21 protein-coding genes, 1 pseudogene and 1 riboswitch are annotated in these 20,427 nt (G+C 71.3%); of the genes and pseudogenes, 8 read left to right on the top strand and 14 right to left on the bottom strand.

Annotated features, from left to right (window positions below; translation table 11 throughout):
• Window positions 1-313: 313 nt before the first annotated feature.
• From MILUP08_RS18300 to MILUP08_RS18310, 3 genes are all read right to left on the bottom strand, one after another.
• Window positions 314-1,591: an MFS transporter gene (locus tag MILUP08_RS18300; RefSeq protein ID WP_144056957.1), complete on the bottom strand. Its 1,278-nt coding sequence runs from the start codon at window positions 1,589-1,591 to the stop codon at window positions 314-316.
• 377 nt (window positions 1,592-1,968) lie between these two features.
• Window positions 1,969-2,715 carry a hypothetical protein gene (locus MILUP08_RS36770; protein WP_237747121.1) on the bottom strand — a complete coding sequence of 249 codons (747 nt, stop codon included), beginning with the start codon at window positions 2,713-2,715 and terminating at the stop codon, window positions 1,969-1,971.
• On the bottom strand, window positions 2,712-3,206 hold the full coding sequence (locus MILUP08_RS18310; RefSeq protein WP_144056958.1) for an AAA family ATPase: 495 nt from the start codon (window positions 3,204-3,206) through the stop codon (window positions 2,712-2,714). Before MILUP08_RS18310 ends, MILUP08_RS36770 begins: the two co-directional genes overlap by 4 nt.
• 5 nt (window positions 3,207-3,211) lie before the next feature.
• Here MILUP08_RS18310 and MILUP08_RS18315 point away from each other — a divergent pair, with 5 nt between their 5' ends.
• Entirely contained in the window at window positions 3,212-4,219 is a 1,008-nt protein-coding gene (locus tag MILUP08_RS18315; RefSeq protein ID WP_039906230.1) for a tyrosine-type recombinase/integrase, read from the top strand.
• Between the two features lie 7 nt (window positions 4,220-4,226).
• Here the strand turns inward: MILUP08_RS18315 and MILUP08_RS18320 are convergent, their stop codons facing one another.
• Window positions 4,227-5,006: an endonuclease/exonuclease/phosphatase family protein gene (locus tag MILUP08_RS18320; RefSeq protein ID WP_007460320.1), complete on the bottom strand. Its 780-nt coding sequence runs from the start codon at window positions 5,004-5,006 to the stop codon at window positions 4,227-4,229.
• A gap of 180 nt (window positions 5,007-5,186) precedes the next feature.
• On the opposite strand from MILUP08_RS18320, the gene MILUP08_RS18325 reads away from it, so the two are divergent.
• Window positions 5,187-5,960, top strand: a complete 774-nt coding sequence (locus MILUP08_RS18325) for a sulfite exporter TauE/SafE family protein (protein WP_007460321.1) — start codon at window positions 5,187-5,189, stop codon at window positions 5,958-5,960.
• A gap of 40 nt (window positions 5,961-6,000) precedes the next feature.
• On the opposite strand, the gene MILUP08_RS18330 is transcribed toward MILUP08_RS18325, so the two are convergent.
• Window positions 6,001-6,510, bottom strand: coding sequence for a peptide deformylase (locus tag MILUP08_RS18330; protein WP_007460322.1), 510 nt, complete (start codon window positions 6,508-6,510; stop codon window positions 6,001-6,003).
• Window positions 6,511-6,541: 31 nt separating this feature from the next.
• Window positions 6,542-7,738, bottom strand: a complete 1,197-nt coding sequence (locus tag MILUP08_RS18335) for a chorismate-binding protein (RefSeq protein ID WP_007460323.1) — start codon at window positions 7,736-7,738, stop codon at window positions 6,542-6,544.
• 123 nt (window positions 7,739-7,861) lie between these two features.
• Between MILUP08_RS18335 and MILUP08_RS18340 the strand changes: the two genes are divergently transcribed.
• On the top strand, window positions 7,862-8,062 hold the full coding sequence (locus tag MILUP08_RS18340; RefSeq protein ID WP_007460326.1) for a DUF5999 family protein: 201 nt from the start codon (window positions 7,862-7,864) through the stop codon (window positions 8,060-8,062).
• Between the two features lie 129 nt (window positions 8,063-8,191).
• Here MILUP08_RS18340 and gcvP read toward each other — a convergent pair whose 3' ends face one another.
• From gcvP to MILUP08_RS18355, 3 genes are all read right to left on the bottom strand, one after another.
• Window positions 8,192-11,014 carry an aminomethyl-transferring glycine dehydrogenase gene (gcvP, locus tag MILUP08_RS18345; RefSeq protein ID WP_007460327.1) on the bottom strand — a complete coding sequence of 941 codons (2,823 nt, stop codon included), beginning with the start codon at window positions 11,012-11,014 and terminating at the stop codon, window positions 8,192-8,194.
• Between the two features lie 71 nt (window positions 11,015-11,085).
• Window positions 11,086-11,184: riboswitch (glycine riboswitch) on the bottom strand.
• A 60-nt stretch (window positions 11,185-11,244) separates the two neighbouring features.
• The gene (locus tag MILUP08_RS18350) at window positions 11,245-12,105 is read right to left on the bottom strand and encodes an NAD-dependent protein deacetylase (protein WP_007460328.1); all 861 of its coding nucleotides are present in this window, start codon (window positions 12,103-12,105) and stop codon (window positions 11,245-11,247) included.
• A gap of 49 nt (window positions 12,106-12,154) precedes the next feature.
• Entirely contained in the window at window positions 12,155-13,225 is a 1,071-nt protein-coding gene (locus MILUP08_RS18355) for a MerR family transcriptional regulator (protein ID WP_007460329.1), read from the bottom strand.
• 104 nt (window positions 13,226-13,329) lie between these two features.
• On the opposite strand from MILUP08_RS18355, the pseudogene MILUP08_RS37145 reads away from it, so the two are divergent.
• The 5 genes and pseudogenes from MILUP08_RS37145 to MILUP08_RS18375 form a co-directional block, all read left to right on the top strand.
• Window positions 13,330-13,494: pseudogene (locus MILUP08_RS37145) on the top strand (NAD(P)H-binding protein); the annotation flags it as partial.
• A gap of 116 nt (window positions 13,495-13,610) precedes the next feature.
• Window positions 13,611-13,985 (top strand): NAD(P)H-binding protein, encoded by a 375-nt coding sequence (locus MILUP08_RS37150; RefSeq protein WP_272944021.1) that lies wholly within the window; start codon window positions 13,611-13,613, stop codon window positions 13,983-13,985.
• Window positions 13,986-14,145: 160 nt separating this feature from the next.
• On the top strand, window positions 14,146-14,481 hold the full coding sequence (locus MILUP08_RS18365; RefSeq protein ID WP_007460332.1) for an ArsR/SmtB family transcription factor: 336 nt from the start codon (window positions 14,146-14,148) through the stop codon (window positions 14,479-14,481).
• 3 nt (window positions 14,482-14,484) lie between these two features.
• Entirely contained in the window at window positions 14,485-14,760 is a 276-nt protein-coding gene (locus MILUP08_RS18370) for a hypothetical protein (RefSeq protein ID WP_007460334.1), read from the top strand.
• A 27-nt stretch (window positions 14,761-14,787) separates the two neighbouring features.
• Window positions 14,788-16,374 carry a serine hydrolase domain-containing protein gene (locus MILUP08_RS18375; protein ID WP_007460337.1) on the top strand — a complete coding sequence of 529 codons (1,587 nt, stop codon included), beginning with the start codon at window positions 14,788-14,790 and terminating at the stop codon, window positions 16,372-16,374.
• A gap of 48 nt (window positions 16,375-16,422) precedes the next feature.
• Here the strand turns inward: MILUP08_RS18375 and MILUP08_RS37155 are convergent, their stop codons facing one another.
• The 5 genes from MILUP08_RS37155 to MILUP08_RS18400 form a co-directional block, all read right to left on the bottom strand.
• A complete protein-coding gene (locus MILUP08_RS37155) occupies window positions 16,423-17,118 on the bottom strand; it encodes a DivIVA domain-containing protein (RefSeq protein WP_007460339.1) in 696 nt (231 codons plus the stop codon).
• Entirely contained in the window at window positions 17,115-18,311 is a 1,197-nt protein-coding gene (locus MILUP08_RS18385; protein ID WP_007460341.1) for a globin domain-containing protein, read from the bottom strand. Before MILUP08_RS18385 ends, MILUP08_RS37155 begins: the two co-directional genes overlap by 4 nt.
• Before the next feature lie 2 nt (window positions 18,312-18,313).
• Window positions 18,314-18,712, bottom strand: coding sequence for a group I truncated hemoglobin (locus MILUP08_RS18390; RefSeq protein ID WP_007460343.1), 399 nt, complete (start codon window positions 18,710-18,712; stop codon window positions 18,314-18,316).
• A gap of 364 nt (window positions 18,713-19,076) precedes the next feature.
• Complete coding sequence (locus MILUP08_RS18395; protein WP_007460345.1) at window positions 19,077-19,673, bottom strand: MerR family transcriptional regulator; 597 nt, start codon at window positions 19,671-19,673, stop codon at window positions 19,077-19,079.
• Window positions 19,674-19,868: 195 nt separating this feature from the next.
• A complete protein-coding gene (locus MILUP08_RS18400) occupies window positions 19,869-20,333 on the bottom strand; it encodes a bifunctional nuclease family protein (RefSeq protein ID WP_007460347.1) in 465 nt (154 codons plus the stop codon).
• Between the last annotated feature and the right edge of the window lie 94 nt (window positions 20,334-20,427).

Raw genomic sequence — 20,427 nt, forward strand, 5'->3', positions numbered from 1 at the left:
GATCCGAGCTGGGGGAGAGGCGACGCGGAAACGGGATGTGCCCGGCCGACGAGAACTCTCGCCGACCGGGCACATCCACGGCTGGGCTCAACTGCCGGCGCCCAGGTCCTTCAACCCCCGCGGCATCTCGGCGACGCCGCTCGTCCCGCCGGCGACGGCGTCCCGACACCCTCCCGCAGCTTGGCGTCGCACTGACCAAGGCGGGTCGCCACGGGAGCGCCGACGGTGTGTCGGCGATGGGGGACATCAGAACCGCCCGAATGCTGGCCTTCGTGGAACCTCACGACAGGCCTCGCCGGGGCCGAGAAGGCGCTCATGCCGTCTTTCCCTGCGTTTCGGCCAAAGGGGCGTCGCGGCAGGCGGGCGGTCGGGGAGCATGTGCGAGCACCGACCAGGCGAGCGGAAGTGCGACCAGCACCACCGCCTGGATCGCGAGCAACGCCGCGACGATGCCCCAACGGTCTGCCACCAGGCCGGCCCCCACGGCGACGAGCGCATACAGCACGCTACCGAGCAGCGACCCGAGCGAACCCATCGTCGCGCGTTCCCGATCGCTGAACTCGCGCTGCAGCAACGTCTGCTGAGCGATTGTCGACATGCCGTAGGCCGGTGACCCAAGCAGCACGGGCGAAAACACCGTCGGCTTGACCAAGGCCGCGACGTTCGCCACGTTGTCGAACAGCTCACCGAACAGCAGAGTACGGGCCGCGCCCACCCGGCCGACCACCCAACCACTGAGGCGAAAGCCGACGAAGGAAACGCCATGGCCGAAGGTGCGCCACAGGCCCAGAGCCCAGAGCGGCCACAGACCTGCCACGAAAACAGGCGACAACTGAGCCGCGCTTTCGCTGCTGTAACGAAGCGCCGACACCAGAGTCATCCGGCGGAGCACCGGATTACGGCGGATGCCGCGCAGGGCCGATCCGAGATGCGCCAGCAGGTTCGATTCCAGCGGGCCGTGTACCGACGGTTCCCGGACCCGCAACGCGACGAGCACGCACAGCACCTGTGGCACGACCGACAGCACGACCACCGCACGCAGCGACCACGCGTCGGCGACCACGCCACCTATGGCTGCCGCCAGCGCGAGCGCGAGCTGGAACATCGAGTTCACGTGGCCCGAGTGCCGGGGGAACTCCTCCTCCCGGTCGGCTCCGAGCAGAGTGTCGTACAGGAGCGCGTCGTTGTTGCCGCTCCACAGCGAGGTCGCCAATCCCTCCAGTACAACGGCTGCAACGAGGAGGCCGTAGCCGGAAGCGCCGGCGTACCCGAGGTGGGCGGCCACCATGACGACGGCACCGGCGATCATCGTGCCGCGACGCCCGAGCCGGTCGGAGAGCATGCCGGTGGGGACTTCGAACGCCGCGGAGGACAGCTTTTTCAGCGCAATCAGGCTCGCGGCGGTCGTGTACGAGCCGGTGACCTGCGCGAAGTAGATGACCATGATTGGCCCGTACATGCGGAAGTCGCCGAGGAAGTTGAACCAGCCCAGCAGGCGAACGTTACGGCTGACGGTCTCGTCAGCATGGTTCGGCGCAGCCGGAGCTGACCTGAGAAGGACGCGGTGGGCCGAGGAACGACGAGCGGACACAGCAGAGCTCCCGGAAAGGCGGACGGAGACGCCGAAAAGCGCCAAGGGCCGGTGACACGTGTCACCTCGCCCCGGCGACCGGGATGTGGGCTGAGTCCGCTACACGTGCGGCGTTACGAGCCTGCGACTGCGGTCGCCAGGGGGCGAATGGAAGCTCCAGCCGACGACTCAGACATCAGTGCTCCTCGGTTCCCAGGCGGACGGTCCGCAACAGCTCGCACTCTAGCGACCGACGATCTACGTGTCCGTCTATTTGTTGACGAGCACCAGACGGCGTCGCCTGGAAGCCCTCTCGGTCGATCCCCGGGTGCCACCGTCAACATTCGATAATGCACATTATGTAAAGTAGGCCGGATCGCCTGGTCCCCTCGTCGTCTTCAGTCGCGCGTCAGACCCGGCGGGCAGGCATCCTCGTCCGGTCCGACGAGGCGCGCGTTGACCAGCGGATTGCGGCGCAGGCCCGCGAGCACGAGCGTGCTGCCGCCGACGTCGGTCCAGGTGTCGTCCCAGAGGGCGGAGACGAGCCAGGAGCGATCCGCCGGAAAGAAGAGATCGGGCAGCGCCCCGTCGCCGCGCAGGTGACCGGTCCGCCAGGTGAGCGTCTGCTCGGGTCCGGCTTCGACAAGCACGTAGGACCAACCCTCGTAGATCGACACCTTCGCCGCGCGTGGGAAAACGACGTCGTGGGCGCCGGTGTCGAGATAGCCCAGCCACCAGGGCTGCTCGGGGGTGGCCGTGGCGAGTTCGCGGACCACGGCGAGTTCGTGGGCCTCCAAGCTGACGCCGCCGGGCGGGTGGAACGTGGCGTACGCGTCGAAGACCGGCGGGATTGCCGCGGTAACCGAGAGGCCTGGTGTGGTGTGGCCGGCGATCCAGTCGATGTCGCCGGCCGTGCCGATCCGCCAGCTGCGTCCGTCGCTGGTGCGTACGGGGTACCCGCTGGTCGCCGGGACGCGTTCGTCGTGACCGTCGGGGGCGACGGCTGGTACCGCTCCTGGCTCGCCACGGGTCGGCTCCGCGTGCCGCTCCGGGCAGGCGTGCTCGGGCTGGCCGTCGTGCTCGGTGTAGATGAGCGGCAGGCGGGGCCGACCGCAGGTGGAGCAGTTCGCGGCTGGCGACGTCACGTCGGCCACGATACGTGCCTCTCGATCACCGCGACCCGCTTCCAGAGCGGTCCGGCCGGTACGTCCACCAGATGGTGTCCGTACTCGTCGTACACCTGCTTGTGCACCCGCGCGAAGGCCAGCGATTCGGCGTAGCTGATCCGGCGTGCGGGTGTGTGTCGGATGGAGCCCAGCGGACTGATCAGGAAGACCAGCCGCTGGTAGGTCCGCAACCGCGCGATCCGGTCGAGTTCGGCCCGCAGCGCCGGGCCTGTCGACCTGCGCTGGTAGCGGGCCAGCGCCAGGGTGCACAGTGGTGATCGATCGTGCAGTTGCACCGGCCCGCGACTGTCGGCCGCGACCTGACGGCGGTACTGGAGGACGGCGACCGCGTCGAGGAAACTCGGCTCGCGCCACGGTTCGGCGCACCCCTGCGCCTGGCGCGCGGCGATGACGGCATCTTCTCCCCCTCTTGCGCCCCTTCCGGGTAACGCGAAAATGCTGCATAATATCCCTTATGCATGACAAAAAGGACGAATCGCTCATGGGGTTGATCGAGGAGTTCCTGACCGCCCGCGCGACCCGCAAGCCCTCCCCCCACACCCTGGCGGCCTACAGGCGGGACCTGCACGCGGTGGCCGCGCTGGTGGCCGAGGATGACACCACTCCCCTCCCCCTCGACGCGCTGTCGATCACCGACCTCTCCCCCCGCGTGCTGCGGGCGGCCTTCGCCCGGTTCGCCGCACCCCGGGCGCCCGCGTCGGTGCACCGCGCCTGGTCCACCTGGAACAGCTTCTTCACGTTCCTGGTCACCGATCAGGTGGTGGCGGGCAATCCGATGCCGGCGGTCGGTCGGCCCCGGGCGCTACTCCCCCAGCCGAAGCCGCTGCGCGGTGCGGACACCCCCGAGGTGCTGCTCGCGGCGGTTGCCCGTGACGACGGTCGGCAGCGTGATCCGTGGCCGGAGCGGGACGTGGCGGTGGTGGCGGTGGCGTTGTGCGCGGGGCTGCGCCTGTCGGAGTTGTTGGCGCTGCGGGTCGGTTCGCTGGCGGGTCGGCCGGGCGAGCGGCGGATCGAGGTCGCCGGCAAGGGTGGGCGTCCGCGGGTGGTGCCGATCGAGGCCGACCTGGACCGGGTGGTGGCGGACTACCTGGACAGTCGCCGTCGGCGTTTCGGGTCGCGGTCGGTACGCCCCGATTCGGCGTTGCTGGTGGACCGGCACGGTGAGCCGCTGCGCCGCGGTGGTCTGCAGTATCTGGTGGAGTCGTGTTACCGGCGGGCGGGGATCGGTGACCGGGTGCCGCGTGGGGCGCGGTTGCACGCGTTGCGGCACACGTTCGCGACGCGGTTGGCGGAGGACGGGGCGAGCGCTGCGGAGATCATGCGGTTGTTGGGGCATGCGTCGTTGGCGTCGTCGCAGACGTACATCGAGGTGACGGCCGGGCAGCAGCGTGAGGCGATCCGTGCCAGTCGTACCAACCGGGCGTTGGCGGCGCTGACCCCGGGGCGGGAGGCCACCGGGTGACCGGGAGTCAGCCGAGGTCGACGAGCAGGGGGCGGTGGTCGGAGATGGTGGACGGTGGGGCGGTGACGGCCCGTACGGGTGGGAGCTGGGTGAGGGCGTGCCGGTCGGCGAGGATGTGGTCGAGTTGGACGCGGGGCTGCCCGGAGGGGTAGGTGGGGCGTCGGCCCAGGGGTCGCCAGCCGGAGATGAGGCGGGCCGGGCCGGCGGGCAGGTTGAGGTCGCCGAGCAGGATGCGGGGGCCGGGTAGCGCGCGGAGGGCGCGCACGGTCTGGCGGAGTTGGCGGGCGTTCCAGCCGGGCACGAACGACAGGTGGGTCGCGGCGGCGGTGAGGGGGCCGTGTGGGGTGTCGAGGACGGCGGCGAGGACGACGCGGGGTTCGTCGTGCAGCAGGATGAGGCCGCCGCCGGGGCCGGGGACGTAGACGGGTGAGCGGACGGGGGCGGGTGTGAGTCGGGTGATGTGCCAGCTGCGGACGGGGTGGCGGCTGATGAGGCCGATGCCGTAGCAGGGTTCGCCGTGGCCGTCGTCGTCGTGGCGCAGGGGGCGGAACTGTTCGCCGGGTGTGCCGACGACGGCGGCCGCGAAGCGGTGGTGTGGCGCGTCGAGGGCGTGGGCGGCGATGGCGGTGAGGTCGAGGTTGCCGCTGCGGTGTTGGTCGAGGTCGACTTCCTGCAGGGCGAGCACGTCGGCGTCGAGGGCGGCTACGGCGGTGGCGATTCGGTCGGGGTCGACGAGTCCGTCGGTGAGGGATCGTCCGTGCAGCAGGTTGAAGGTGGCCAGGCGCACTCCTGCACCCTACGTCTCCGTGGCAGGGTTGCCGGGTGGTGAAGGTGTTGCTGTGTTCGATGCTGGTGTTCGTGGCGGTGGGCGCGTTGGGGGTGTGGTTGCGGCGTTCGCGGGGTCGTTGAGGTGAGGCTTGCCACTTGAGGTCGGTCGGCTCTGGCCTGGTGGGGAGAATTGCCGCCCGTGGACGCCATATCGCTGAGTACGTTGCTGGTCGCCGCTGCGGCGGCGGGGTGGGTGGATGCTGTGGTCGGCGGTGGTGGGTTGCTGTTGTTGCCGGCGTTGCTGGTGGCGGCGCCGGGGTTGCCGGTGGCTACGGCGTTGGGGACGAACAAGTTGGCGGCGATCTTCGGTACGGCGACGGCGGCGGCGACGTATGCGCGGCGGACGACTGTCGACTGGCGGGTCGTGGGGCCGGCGGCGGGGTTGGCGGTGTGCAGCGCGGGGGTGGGTGCGGCGCTGGCGGGTGCGGTGCCGGCGTCGGCGTACCGGCCGGTGGTGTTGGTGGTCCTGGTGGCGGTGGCGGTGTTCGTGCTGCTGCGTCCGCGCCTGGGGGTGGTGGCCCTGCCGGGGCGGCGTACGCCGGTGCGGGTGGCGGTGGCGATCGGCGTGGCCGGGGTGGGCATCGCGTTGTACGACGGGTTGATCGGTCCGGGTACGGGGACGTTCCTGGTGTTGGCGTTCACGGCCCTGGTGGGTGCGGATTTCGTGCACGGGTCGGCGATGGCGAAGGTGGTCAACGCGGGGACGAACCTGGGTGCGTTGGTGGTGTTCGGGGTGACCGGGCACGTGTGGTGGTTGCTGGGCGCGGGGATGGCGGTGTGCAACATCGCGGGCGCGGTGGTGGGTGCGCGGATGGCGTTGCGTCGTGGTTCGGGGTTCGTGCGGGTGGTGCTGTTGGTGGTGGTGCTGGCGTTGGTCGCGAAGTTGGGTCACGACCAGTGGGTGGCCCGCTGACGGAGGCGGGGCGCGGCTCCAGGGTCTGTGTCGAAGCCTGCTAGGCGCGGCGGCTGGGTGAGTCGAAGCTGCCGGCGCGGATTTCGCGCAGGGCCCGGCGGCGGGTGTCGCCGCGCAGGGTGTCGACGTAGAGGGTGCCGTGCAGGTGGTCGGTTTCGTGTTGCAGGGCGCGGGCGAGGAAACCGGTGCCGGTGATGGTGAGGGGTTCGCCGTGCTGGTCGACGCCGTGGGCGGTGGCGTGCAGGGCGCGGGGGGTCGGGAAGTACAGGCCGGGGATGGACAGGCAGCCCTCCTCGTCGTCCTGGAGTTCGTCGGAGAGTTCCAGGGTGGGGTTGACGAGGTGGCCGCGGTGGCCGTCGGCGTCGTAGACGAAGACCTGGGCGTTGACGCCGATCTGTGGTGCGGCGACGCCGGCGCGGCCGGGCTCGCCGAGCAGGGTGTCCATCAGGTCGGTGACCAGGGCGCGCAGGCCGGCGTCGAAGGTGGTGACCGGGTCGCATTCGGTGCGCAGGACGGGGTCGCCGATGATCCGGATGGGCCGCATGGTCATGGGGGTCAGCGTATCGCCGTCGGTGGCGGGGTCAGTGTCCGGCCAGGGTGGCGCGGACGGGTGTGGTCTTCGCGGCGGCTTCGGCGACTTCGGCGTGGGCGTCGCTGTCCCAGGTGATGCCGCCGCCGGCCCAGGTGTGCAGGTGCTCGCCGTCGGCGGCGGCGGTGCGGATGGTGAGGCCGAGGTCGATGTGGCCGGGGGTGACCCAGCCGAGGGCGCCCATGCTGGCGCCGCGGCCGACGGGTTCTGCGGCGGCGATGTGGGTCAGGGCGGCGAGTTTCGGTGCGCCGGTGACGGAGCCGCCGGGGCAGGTGGCGCGTAGCAGGTCGGCGAGGCCGAGGCCGTCGGCGGGGGTGGCGCGGACGGTGGATTCGGCCTGCCAGAGGTCGCACCAGCGGCGCACGGTGAACAGGTCGTCGACGGTGACGGTGCCGGTGCGGGCGATGCGGGCGAGGTCGTTGCGTTCGAGGTCGACGATCATGATGTGTTCGGCGCGTTCCTTGGCGCTGGTGAGCAGTTCGGCGCGGCCGGTGGGGGTGGCGGGGCGGGTGCCCTTGATGGGTCGGGTGATGAGGTGTCCGTCGCGGACCTCGATGAGGGTTTCCGGGGAGGCGCAGCCGATGGCCCAGTTGTCGCCGGTGAGGACGCCGCCGTAGCGGGCGCCGGGTAGTGCGCCGAGGCGGCGGAGGGCGGGCAGTGGGTCGCCGGTGTAGGGGGCGGCGGCGTGGCCGACGAGGTTGGCCTGGTAGAGGTCGCCGCGGGCGATGGCGGCGCGGACGGCGTCGACGGCGGCGGCGTGTTGCTGTGGTGTCCAGCTCTCGGTCCACGCACCGAGCCACCAGGGTGTCGCCGCGCGGGCGGGGGCGCGTCGGGTGGGGCCGTGGTCGTAGACGACGACGGCGAGGTCGGGCAGGGTGGGGGCGGGTTCGGGCGCGGGGGTGGGGGCGCCGGCGAGGTGTGCTCCGGCGGCGGCGGAGAGGTAGAGGGCGGCGCCGCAGGGTCCGGCGGTGTCGTGGTGGCCGGTGGTGGGGCGGGTGAGGTCGCGCAGGTTCAGGCCGTGGGCGGCGAGGAACTCTTCGGCGAGTGCGGCGGGGTCGCCGCCGTCGGTGCGGTGCCAGTGCAGGCGGGCGCGTTCGGCGAGTGTGTCGCGACAGGCTGTGGGTGCCGCCGGCACATCGACCAGCACCTGTGGGAGCGTTTCCACGCCGTATGGTCCGACCTTCCTCATCCGTTCAGTGGATTTCCCGTACGCCAGGCCGCCACCTGCTCGATGCTGGACACTTTCGCTTGGTACTGTGCGTCACTGGTCATGTGAACCATGACACAGTGCCCCCACAGTCCGGAGAACCCGATGTGCCAGCACCAACCGACCTGCCCCTCCGCTGAAGCCACCGACCGGGAAGCCGCACGAGTCCTCGCCTGCTTCCGTGAGCAGGGCTGGAGCCTGCTCTGCAACGGTGTCATCGTCTTCGAGGACACCGGCGAGCTGCTCCCCGACGGCAGCAGCATCGCACCGCACCGCGGCCCCGCCCGCCACGCTCTCGTGGCCTGAACGACCACCCAGCGTCACCGAACAGCCGCCGTCGACCCAGGCTAGTCCCCCGGTACGGGACGTCCCCGCCCAGGTCGCAGCGGCAGCCGGGGCAGGCCGTACCGCCCGCCCCGGCTCGCCCGAGGAGCGTCAGTCCTCGAATGCCTCGGGCGACGGGCACGAGCAGACCAGGTTCCGGTCGCCGTACGCGCCGTCGATGCGCCGCACCGGCGGCCAGTACTTACCGGCCCGGTCCACCCCGGCCGGGTATGCGCCCACCGACCGCGGGTACGGGTGCGGCCACTCGTCGCCGCTGACCATCGCCGCGGTGTGCGGCGCGTTGGTCAGGGGGTTGTCCCCCGCCGGCCACTGCCCCGCCGCGACCTGCTCGATCTCCGCCCGGATCGCGATCATCGCGTCGCAGAACCGGTCCAGCTCGGCCAGGTCCTCGCTCTCGGTCGGCTCCACCATCAGCGTCCCGGCGACGGGGAACGACATCGTCGGCGCGTGGAAGCCGTAGTCGATCAGCCGCTTCGCCACGTCGTCGACGCTCACGCCTGTCGCCTTCGTCAACGGCCGCAGGTCGAGGATGCACTCGTGCGCCACCAGGCCCTTGTTGCCGGCGTACAGCACCGGGTAGTGCCCGCGCAGCCGCGCCGCCACGTAGTTCGCGGCGAGGACCGCCACGCCGGTGGCCCGGGTCAGGCCCTCGGCGCCCATCATCCGCAGGTACGCCCACGGGATCGGCAGGATGCCCGCCGACCCGTACTTCGCCGCCGAGATCGCCGGCGTCGCGTCGGCGTGCGCGCCCAGCGGGTCGCCGGGCAGGAACGGCGCGAGGTGCGCGCGTACCGCCACCGGGCCGACGCCGGGGCCGCCGCCGCCGTGCGGGATGCAGAACGTCTTGTGCAGGTTCAGGTGCGACACATCCGCGCCGAACCTGCCCGGCTTGGCGAACCCGACGAGGGCGTTGAGGTTCGCGCCGTCGACGTACACCTGCCCGCCGGCGTCGTGGACCTTCGCGCACAGCGACGCGATGCCCGTCTCGTACACGCCGTGCGTCGACGGGTACGTCACCATGATCGCGGCGAGGGCGTCGCGGTGCTTGTCGATCTTCGCGTCCAGGTCGACGAGGTCGACGTTGCCGTTGTCGTCGCAGGCCACCACGACGACGCGCATGCCGGCCATCACGGCCGACGCGGCGTTGGTGCCGTGCGCCGACGACGGGATCAGGCACACGTCGCGGTGCGTCTCACCCCGCGAGGCGTGGTACGAGCGAATCGCCAGCAGACCGGCCAGCTCACCTTGCGACCCGGCGTTGGGCTGCACGCTCACCGCGTCGTAGCCGGTCACCTCGGCCAGCCACGACTCCAGCTGACCGATCATCTCCCGGTACCCGGCGGTCTGCGCGTCCGGCGCGAACGGGTGGACGTTCGCGAACTCCGCCCAGCTGACCGGCTCCATCTCGGTGGTCGCGTTCAGCTTCATCGTGCACGACCCCAGCGGGATCATGCCCCGGTCCAGGGCGTAGTCGAAGTCCGACAGCCGCCGCAGGTAGCGCAGCATCGCCGTCTCCGAGTGGTGGCTGCGGAACACCGGGTGGGTGAGGAAGTCACTGGTGCGGGCCAGGTCGACAGGCAGGGCCGCGTCCACGGCCCCGTCGAACGCGGGCACCCCGAACGCCGCCCACACCTGCGCCAGGTGCGCGAGCGTGGTGGTCTCGTCGCAGGACACGCCCACCCGGTCGGCGTCGACCAGCCGCAGGTTCACGCCCCGCTCGGCGGCGGCCGCGACGACCTGCGCCGCCGCGCCCGGCACGCGCGCGGTGACGGTGTCGAAGAACGCGACGTCCGCGACGTCGACGCCGCCGGCGCGCAGCCCGGCCGCGAGCCGCGCCGCCATGGCGTGGGTACGCGTCGCGATCTCCCGCAGTCCGTCCGGGCCGTGGTAGACGGCGTACATGCCGGCCATCACGGCGAGGAGCACCTGCGCGGTGCAGATGTTGCTTGTCGCCTTCTCCCGGCGGATGTGCTGCTCGCGGGTCTGCAACGCCAGCCGGTACGCCGGGTTGCCGTCGGCGTCGCGGGACACCCCGACGAGGCGGCCGGGCAGCATCCGCTCCAGGCCGGAACGCACCGCCAGGTAGCCGGCGTGCGGTCCACCGAAGCCCATGGGTACGCCGAAGCGTTGGGTGGTGCCGGCGGCGATGTCCGCGCCGATCTCCCCCGGTGCGCGCAGCAGCGTCAACGCCAGCAGATCCGCGGCGACGGTGACCAGCGCCCCGACGGCGTGCGCCGACTCGACGAGACCCGCGTGGTCACGGACCGCCCCGGACGCCCCCGGGTACTGCAGGTGCAGACCGAAGAACTCCCCCGGCAGCTCGTCGCGCTCGACGTCGACGACCCGCACCTCGATGCCGAGCGGCTCGGCCCGGCTGGTGATCACCGCGATGGTCTGCGGCAGGGCGTCGGCGTCGACGACGTACACCCGGCTCTTGCTCTTGGACGCGCGCCGCGCGAGGGTCATGGCCTCCGCGGCGGCGGTGCCCTCGTCGAGCATCGAGGCGTTCGCGGTGGCCAGGCCGGTCAGGTCGGTGACCATCGTCTGGAAGTTCAGCAGCGCCTCCAGGCGGCCCTGGCTGATCTCCGGCTGGTACGGGGTGTATGCCGTGTACCAGGCCGGGTCCTCCAGCACGTTACGGCGGATCACCGCCGGGGTGTGCGTGCCGTGGTAGCCCAGACCGATCATCGACACGGCGACGGTGTTGCGCGCCGCGAGGGCCCGCAGCTCGGCGATCGCCTCGGCCTCGGTGGCCGCCTCCGGCAGGTCGAGGGTGCCGTGCCAGCGGATCACCTCGGGGATCGCGGCGTCCATCAGCTCGTCGATCGAGTCGTGCCCGACGGCCTCCAGCATGCGGCGCTCGTCGTCCGCTCCGGGACCGATGTGACGGGTGGCGAACTGCTCTACGGACATCAGGGGCGCTCCCGGGCGAGGTCGACGGATCGGCCTCCCCCTCTGTCGCGCCCGCACAGCGCTCCACAGTGCCTGCCCACGAGGTCCTTTTGCCTGAGAGGTTCCGGGGAGGATTTGCCCCTTCGGCGCCGCCCCTGCTGCTGTCGGGCGGTCTCTCCCACGTGGGTGGTACCGGCATGGTCAACGCTACCAGCGCCGGTGTTTCCGGCAGATGTCCTACCCCTGTGACGTCACACGCCGGCCGGCGCGGCCAGCGGCGCGGCCCCGCCGGCGACCCGCTCGGCAAGCGCCGGCAGCACCGTCCCCAGCGGCGCGTCGACGCACACCGTGGCGTACCCGTCACCGCGGGTCGGCCCCTGGTTGACGATCGCCACCGCAATGCCCCGTTTCGCCGCCCGGATCACGAACCGGCGCCCCGACATGACAGTCAACGACGACCCGAGCACCACCACCGCGCGCGCCTGCTCCACAAGCGCGAAACACCGCGCCACCCGCTGCGGCGGCACGGTCTCGCCGAAGAACACCACGTCCGGTTTCAGCATCCCCGTCCCGCAGATCCCGCAGTCCACCGGCCGGAACCCGGCCACCTGCTCGTCGGGGAGATCCACATCACCGTCCGGGTTGACGGCGGCGACGCGGGCCACGAAGTCCGGGTTGGCCTCACGCAGCCGCCGGTCGACCTCCTCCCGGGAGGTCAGGTTGCCGCAGTCCAGGCAGACCACCTCGTCGAGGCGGCCGTGCAACTCGACCACCCGGTCGCTGCCGGCGGCGCCGTGCAGCCCGTCGACGTTCTGCGTGATCACCGCGTCGACCAGACCGGCGCGTTGCAGCCGCGCCACCGCGCGGTGCCCGTCGTTCGGCGCCGCCCGCGCGATCAGCCGCCACCCCAGGTGGCTGCGCGCCCAGTACCGCCGCCGCGCCAGGGGATCCCGGGTGAACGCCTGGAAGGTCATCGGGGTGTGCCGGCGCGCCACCCCGCTGGGCCCCCGATAGTCCGGGATACCCGATTCGGTGGACAGGCCCGCACCGCTGAGCACCACCACCTGACCACCGGCCACCAGCGAGGTCAACGCGTCCAGACTGTTCGTCACCCCTCCATGCTGCCTCAGCGCACCCGCCGACGCCGAACACCCGCCGCGTCTACACCGCGACGACGTCCGCGACGACGCACGCGATGTTGTCCGGCGCCCCCGCGGCCCGCGCCGCGGCGATCAGGTCCCGCACCGCGCGCTGCGGATCGGCCGCCGCGCGCAGCGTCGCGAACAGGGCCGCCCGGTCGACGACGGCCCACAGCCCGTCGGAGCACAGCAGGTACCGGTCACCGGGCAGCGCCGTGCGCAGCGCCAGGTCGGCCTCGACCTGCTCACCGCCGCCGAGCGCCCGCACCAGCAGCGCCCGCTGCGGATGCGCGCCCGCCTCGTCGCGGTCGAGCCGACCCTGATCCACCTGGGCCTGCACCCACGTGTGGTCCTGCGTCAGCAGGGACAACTCACCGTCGCGCAACAGGTACGCCCGGGTGTCACCGACGTGCACCACCGCCAGGTGGGTGCCGCTGCGCAGCAGCGCGGTGAGCGTCGTCGCCGGCTGGTGCTCGTCGGTCGCCAGCCGCCGCACCACCCGGTCGGCGTCGGTGACCGCCCCCGCCAGCGTCGTCAGCAGGTCGACGGGCGGCCCGTCGGCGAGATCCACCGCGGTCAGGGCGTCGACGGCGGCGGCGCTGGCGGCCGCGCCGCCGGGCCCTCGCACCCCGTCGGCGACGGCCAGCAACCGGTCACTGGCGTACGCGACGTCCTCGTTGCTGTCCCGCACGATCCCGCTGTCACACCCGGTGGCGTAGCGGACGGCGACGGCACGGTTCGTTCTCGACGACATGGTGGTGCTCCCTTCGGACAGGTGATCCACGAGGAGGCCGGCGAGCCGGGCGCGAGCCGCGGTGTCGACCGACACCTGCCGCCAGTACGCGGTGACCGCCTCCGCCGCCGCCGCGGGCTCCAGGTCGCACACGCCGCGGATCTGTGCCAGCGGCATGCCGATGCGACGTAACTGGGCCACCAGCCGGGCCAGCGGCACCTGCCGCGGGTCGTAGAGCCGGTAGCCCGACTCGGGATCCACCGCGGCCGGCGTCAGCACCCCCACCCGCGCGTACAGGCGCAACGCCTTCGGCGTCAGCCCCGCCGCCCGGGCGAACGCCCCGATGGTCAGCAACCCCACGTCGGCATCCTCCTCGCGCCGGTCACGGCGACCGGCACCCGTCACCCTGGGGGTTGCCCACAGGTCAAGGTCAAGCCCACCGCCCGCGCCGGTAGGTTGGACACATGCGCGTCGTCATCGCCGGAGGCCACGGCAAGATCGCCCTGCTGCTGGAGCGTCACCTCGCCGACCGCGGCGACACCGCCGTCGGCCTCATCCGCAACCCCGACCAGGCCGACGACCTGCGCGCCGCCGGCGCCACCCCGATCGTCTGCGACCTGGAGCACGCCGACGTCGACGAGGTCGCCGCGCACCTGCGCGACGCCGACGCGGTGGTGTTCGCCGCCGGCGCCGGCCCGGCAGCGGCGCCGCGCGCAAGGACACCGTCGACCGGGCCGCCGCCGCGCTGCTCGCCGACGCCGCCACCCGCGCCGGCGTCCGCCGCTACCTGCTGGTCTCCTCCATGGGCGTGGACAGGCCACCGGCCGCCGGCACCGACGACGTGTGGGCCGCCTACCTGCGCGCCAAACGCGCCGCCGAGGACGACCTGGGCGCCCGCGACCTGACCTGGACGGTGCTACGACCCGGGCGGCTCACCGACGACGAACCCACCGGGCAGGTCACCCTCACCCGACACGCCGGCCGGGGCGCCATCAGCCGCGCCGACGTCGCAGTGGTCCTCGGCGCGCTCCTCGACGAACCCCGCACCGCCGGCGCGACCCTCGAACTCGTGAGCGGACCGACACCGATCGCCGACGCGATCCGCGCCGCCGCCCTCTGAGCCGTACCCCGCCGGCCTGCTGCCTCCCTCCCGCCCGGCGCTGGCGGTCGCTCTGTCCCCTGTGCCGCCCTGGCGTTGACACCGCGAACCCCCACTGTCAGACTTTTATGACACGGGATGTCAGAGAAATCTGACACGGCTCGGAGGAGGGAATTTCCGGATGAGTGGCACCCCGCCGACCGGCGACGAGTTGGTGCCGCTGCTGGCCGCGCTGGCCAACCCGCACCGGCTGCGGATCCTTGCTGCCCTGGTCCAAAGACGCACCTACGTCAGCGAACTGGCACGACGCCTGCACATGAACCGGCCGCTGCTCTACATGCACCTGCAGAAGTTGGAGGCGGCCGGTCTGGTGACTGGCGAACTGGTGACCGCACCCGACGGCAGCTCGGTGAAGTACGTCCAGGCCGTGCCGTTCACCCTGGCCCTGGACCTGGACGTGATCGCGCTCGCCGCGCAGACCCTGACCGGCCCGGTGCCGGCCGTAGAACGGGAGTGAGCAATGACCCCTCAGATGGCGTCGGACATGGCGCAGACCTCCACCATCGCCTCGACGGTGGTCGTGGTGACGGTGATCGCCATCGCCGCCTTCGTCGCGATCGGCCTCTACCGCGCGCGGCATGGTGCGGCCCGTGAGACGAGCTATCGGGTGCTCGCCGAGCGCAGCGCCGACAGCGCCCACGCCGTGGCGGACGAACTCAAGGGCGTGCGCGACGAACTCGGCGACGTCCGGCAGCGGTTGGCCGCGCTGGAGAAGCTCCTGAGTCAGATCGGTTGACGTGCCGAGTCGACGAGGACGTGCGACATGACCACCACCTGGGCTCGACTGCGGACACGCACCCGGCGCCTCACCGGTGCCGCCGCCCTTCTGGCGGTGGCCACGGCGGCCACTCCAATCGCAGCCCCACCCCCGGCCCCCCACGTCGCCACCGCCGACGAGTTGACCGCCGGCGAGAACTACCTGCGCGCCTACATGGATGAGATCAAAGCGCCCGGCCTGGCGTACGCGGTCGTCGGCGGCGACGACGTGCTCATCCGGGGCGCATGGGGTCTCGACGGCGACGGCCGGCCGATCACGACACGGACGCCGTTCCTGCTCGGGTCGACGAGCAAGTCGTTCACCGCGCTGGCGGTGGCGCAACTGGCCGAGGCCGGCCGCGTCGACCTCGACACCCCGGCGTCCACCTACCTCCCGTGGCTGCGCCTCGGTGACGCGCAGACCGCCCGGACGGTCACCATCCGCCACCTGCTCACCCACACCAGCGGACTCCCGCAGGTGTGGAGCACCACCCTGACCGACCGGTACGACAACCGCCCCGGCGGCCTGGCCCAGTCCGTACGTGACCTCGCCACCCTGCGGCCCACCACCGCTGTCGGGCGGACCTATCAGTACAGCGACGCCAACTACATGATCCTCGGCGCGCTCGTCGAGAACGTCAGCGGCGACACCTTCGGCGCATACCTGCGCCGACACGTGCTCGACCCCCTGCGGATGACGCACTCCGCGGCCTCCGCCGACGAGGCCAACGCCCTCGGAATTCCGGCCGGGCACCGCTACTACCTCGGTCGGCCACAACGTTTCGCTGCGCCATTCGACACCGCCGGAGTGCCTTACGGCTTCCTCGCCGCCAGCCTCGACGACCTGTCCCACTACGCCATCGCACAGCTGGGCGGCGGCCGCTACGGCGACACCCGGATCCTCGGCCCTGACCGCACCCGACAGATGCACACCGGAACCGTGGCCACCGGTCACGGCACCTACGGGTTCGGCTGGCAGAACAGCACGCTCGACGGCATCGGCACCCGCATGGTCTGGCACGCCGGCGCGACCCCCGACTACTTCACCCACATCGTGCTGACCCCCGACGCGAACCTCGCCGTGATCATCATGACCAACGTCTACGGTCTGCCGATGGACGCACAACTCAGCGCCGGGGCGTTCAACCTCACCCGCATCCTGCACGGCGGCGCACCCGCGTCCGTCAGCGCCGACCCCATCCACTCCTGGGTCCTGGCCGGGCTGGCCGCCGTCACCGCGCTGCTGCTCACCGCCCTGGCCTACTCCTGGATCCGCCTGGCCCGCGGCCGGCGCCAGAGCACCATCCGGCGCGCCCCACCACTCGCCGCCACTGCCGCCGAGGTGGCGGCGTGCGCCGCCGTGGCGGCCGGCGCCGCCTGGCTGGTGCCGTCCTTCTGGGAGGGCGCCGGACTCGTCAAACTCCAGTTGTGGGCACCAGACATCGGACACGGCATCACAGTCGTCATCACCCTGGCCGCCATTCTCGCGCTGACCCGACTGGGCATGGGTGTGTACGCCGTGCTCCCCCACGGATCGTCCTCGCCGACACGAACGACCGAGACTCCCGTGCACCCCGAGCAACGAGGCAACTGAAACGCCACCCGGGCGGGGCTCGCCCTACGCGGACCCCACCCGGGTGCGTCACCGCTGGTGATGACGCGGCAACGCCGCCTGCCCCGCCGCGCCACCCACGAAGGGCGCCCCCGGCGTCTCCTTCGCGATCCGGTCCATCGTGCGGGCCAACTGCTCACTGCCGTCGTCGAGATGCCGCGCCGCCGCCTGCATGTGCGACACCATCATCTCCCCGAAGATCCGCAACGCCTCCCGGGTCGCCACCGTGTCGTCGAAGCTCGACCCGGCCGAACTGCGGTACTCCGCCACCGCCCGCTCAGCCTCCTGCTTCGCCTCCTCCGCCGCGGCCCGCATGTAACTCTCGTACTGCACCCGCGCGTACTCGGCGACCCGCCGCGCGTAGTCGTGCGCCTGCGCGATGATCTGCTCGGCCTCCCGCTGCGCCGCCGACAGCAGATTCACCTCCTTCGCCGCCGGCACCTTCGCCGCCGCCGGAGTGCTCGGGATCACCCCGTGCCGGTGCAACTCCACCCGATCGGTGAGCCGCTCGTTCTCCGCCCGCAGGTTCGCGATCTGCGTCGCCAACAGATCCAACTCGTCGGCCACCTGCACCCGGAACCGGTCCACGTCCGCGTTGTCGTAGCCACGCCGCGCGAACGGCGCCGTCCCGAACTCCCACCGCCGAACCCGGTCGGAGGTCATCCGCACCTGCACACCGCCGGACACCTGCATACCGTCGTACCGGCTGATCGGGGTCGCGCTCACCGCTCACGCCTCTCGTTCGCGACTACGGGGCCCGCGAGCCCCTCACTCGACTGCTGGGCCGCCGTACGCCACGCCGGGCCGTACCACTGCTTGCCCAGACCCTCGTGATGCACCTGACCCTCGTGGTAACCCGCCCGCGCCAACGACTGCACCGCGTGCGACACCATCTCGTCCGACCCGCACACGTACACGTGCCGCGAACGCCAGTCACCATCGGCCAACGCCCGGTCCACCGCGGACACGAACTCACCCGGCCGGTTCACGTCGGCGCCCACCACGTACGTCACCGTCAACCACGGACACGACGACGCCAACTTGTCGATCGCGTCGCTGTCGTAGAACTCGCTGCGCGACCGCGCACCCACATACAGGTCCACGCGACGACGGGAACCCTCCGCGGCGACCTGCTCCACCAACGCCTTCACCGGCGCCCAGCCGGTGCCCGACGCCAACAGCAACAGATCACTGGAACCCGCCGACCACAACGCCAGGCGCTCCCCCACCGGCGCGGCCAGGTGCACACGGTCCCCCACCGCCGACCCGTACACCAGCCGCGACGACACCGCGCCACCCGGAGCGGCCCGCACATGCAACTCCAGCGTGCCGTCGGCACGCGGCGCGTTCGCCGGTGAGTAGTACCGCCACGACCGCACCGACGGATGCGACACCCCGATCGACTGACCCGGGGTGAACGGCAACAGGTACTGCGGGCGCACCGTCAACACCGCCACGTCGAACGCCCGCCGCTCGTGGGCCACGATCTCGGCCACCCACCACGGCGGGTTCACCGCCTCGGCGGCCTGCGCCGCCTCCATCATGACCTGCGCGATCAGCCCGTACGCCGCCGCCCAGTCCTGGGCCAGCTCATCGGTCCACTGGTCGGCGAGGAAATGCTGCAACGTCGCCAGCAGCGCCTCACCGACCGCCGGATAATGCTCCGCGCGGACCGCGAACTTCCGGTGATCCGCGCCGAGGTCCTGCAGGAAACCCACCAGCCGATCGACCTGATCCACATGGGACACGATGTGCCCCAACGCGGTGACCAGCCGATCGCGCTGCCCCGCCATGTTCGTGGGGAACATCTGCCGCGTCTCGGGATGCGCCAGAAACAACGTCGAATAGAAGTAGAGCGGCACCTCGTCGCCGTGCCCGGCGACGAGGGACCAACTCTGCTTGAGTCGGGCCGCGTCCACGCTCAGACGCCCGGACGCTCTCCGGCGGCCACCACCTGGTCCTGCACCTGCGCCAGCACCGCCCGCACGTCGTCCTGCACGTCGGCCGGAACACCCAACTCGGCAAGCGTCGCGATCAGGTACTCACCCACCTTGGCGTAGTGCGCCACCGGAATGCCCAACGGCTGGTGCGCCTCGGCCAACCCGCGACCCGTGTACTCGTTCGGGCCACCCAGCACCACCGTCAACATCAACGCCAGGTGCCGACGCTGACCCGCCATGTCCACAGTGGCGAAATAGCCCGCCAACTCCGGATCGGCGAGCACCTTGTCGTAGAACAGCTCCACGGCCGCCTTCACCGAACTCGCGCCGCCGATGCGGTCGTAATTCGAGGCGGGAGCGGTCTCTTCCGTAACCGTCACGGTCGTTCCTTCCGGGGTGACAGGTCGCGCGCGCGGTGACGCGCAGGGGCAACGGCCACCGACGTCACACCGTCAAGCCACGGCGCCGCACCGGGGACCGTGACGGACCATAGCGTGCCCGCGACCTCCGGTCAGGGCCCCCCTATCGGTTTCCCGACAGTCGACGCACACGTACCGTCACCACAGTCGACCCCGAAGATCCACCGTCGGCAACCGGAAGAACACCCACCGTATCCACTGTGGAATCGATCACCGGGGAAATCGTCACCCGGACCTCACGACCTGACCCACAGTCACCAGACGGACGCGGCCAAAAAAGTCATACGTGTTGACGGGCCGCGCACCAGCAGACGCGCAGCGCGACTCAGCCGGCCCGCCGCCGTGCCCGCCGCGCCGCCAACTCGTCACCCACCGGATCCGACGCGGACCCCACCACCGGCTCCGCCGGACCGCTCACCGCCGGCTCCGCCGGCAGATGCGACAACGAGCCCTGAATCTCCTTGAACGCCCCACCGATCGCGATCCCGAAGACGCCCTGCCCACCCTGCAACAGGTCGACCACCTCCTCCGGAGACCGACACTCGTACACAGTCGTCCCGTCGGAGATCAGCGTGATGCCCGCCAGATCCTCCACACCACGCGACCGCAACGCCTCGATCGCCTTACGGATGTTCTGCAGGGACACCCCCGCGTCCAACAACCGCTTCACGACCTTCAACACCACCAGATCTCGGAACGAGTACAACCGCTGCGTCCCCGAACCCGACGCGTCCCGGACGCTCGGCACCACAAGCGTCGTCCGCGCCCAGTAATCCAACTGCCGATAACTGATGCCCACCGCGTGGCACGCCGTCACACCTCGGTAGCCCACCGAGCCGTCACCCTCAGTCGCCACACCCGGCGACGAGGCACCCGGCTCACCCAACTGTGTACCCGGATCGGAATCCTGCGGCTCATGCATCCGGACAACCTCCCCGTCAGTGCGGCGACACATCGTTTCCTCCGATGCGCACCCCTCGACACGGCAACCCTAACGCCACCCTCAGGGGTTACCACGGAGGAACCGACGCGACACGCCGCGCAGCCACCGAGAAAGATCACCAACCACGCGCCGCCGTCACCCACCGTGACACCAGCGCGGAACCGAGCCGCTCGCTCAGCCCGCGAAATCCTCCGGACGCACCTGCTCCAGGAACTCGCGGAACTTCTCCACCTCGTCCTCCTGCTCATCGGGGATAACGATCCCCGCCTCGCTGAGGACCTGCTCCGCACAACGAATCGGCGCACCGACCCGCAACGCCAACGCAATCGAATCGCTCGGCCGCGCCGACACCCGCACCCCATCACCGATCAACAGATCCGCGTAGAACACGTTCTCCTTCAGCTCGGTGATCTCCACCGCCTGCAACGGCGCCTGCAACGCCGCCAACACATCCCGCAGAAGATCATGCGTCAACGGACGGGCCGGCTTGACCCCCTGCTGCTCATAAGCGATAGCCGTGGCCTCGACCGCGCCGATCCAGATCGGCAGATAGCGGTCGCCCTCGACCTCCCTGAGCAGGACGATCGGCTGGTTGCTGGGCAGCTCCACCCGAACTCCGACCACGCTCAGCTCGCGCACCGCCGCCTCCGTGTCGTTGTCACCTACGCCGCACCGCGCCCTTCCCTGCACGGTACACGGACCGCAACACGGCCGTCCGATGCGCTTCAGCACC

This window comes from Micromonospora lupini str. Lupac 08 (assembly GCF_000297395.2).
Taxonomy (GTDB): Bacteria; Actinomycetota; Actinomycetes; order Mycobacteriales; family Micromonosporaceae; genus Micromonospora; species Micromonospora lupini.

Coding starts and splice junctions, on each gene's coding strand:
- MILUP08_RS18330 (WP_007460322.1), bottom strand. CDS start 6,510: ATGACCATGCGGCCCATCCGGATCATCGGCGACCCCGTCCTGCGCACC.
- MILUP08_RS18395 (WP_007460345.1), bottom strand. CDS start 19,673: ATGCATGAGCCGCAGGATTCCGATCCGGGTACACAGTTGGGTGAGCCG.
- MILUP08_RS18315 (WP_039906230.1), top strand. CDS start 3,212: ATGCATGACAAAAAGGACGAATCGCTCATGGGGTTGATCGAGGAGTTC.
- gcvP (WP_007460327.1), bottom strand. CDS start 11,014: ATGTCCGTAGAGCAGTTCGCCACCCGTCACATCGGTCCCGGAGCGGAC.
- MILUP08_RS18375 (WP_007460337.1), top strand. CDS start 14,788: ATGACCACCACCTGGGCTCGACTGCGGACACGCACCCGGCGCCTCACC.
- MILUP08_RS18340 (WP_007460326.1), top strand. CDS start 7,862: ATGTGCCAGCACCAACCGACCTGCCCCTCCGCTGAAGCCACCGACCGG.
- MILUP08_RS18365 (WP_007460332.1), top strand. CDS start 14,146: ATGAGTGGCACCCCGCCGACCGGCGACGAGTTGGTGCCGCTGCTGGCC.
- MILUP08_RS18335 (WP_007460323.1), bottom strand. CDS start 7,738: ATGAGGAAGGTCGGACCATACGGCGTGGAAACGCTCCCACAGGTGCTG.
- MILUP08_RS18370 (WP_007460334.1), top strand. CDS start 14,485: ATGACCCCTCAGATGGCGTCGGACATGGCGCAGACCTCCACCATCGCC.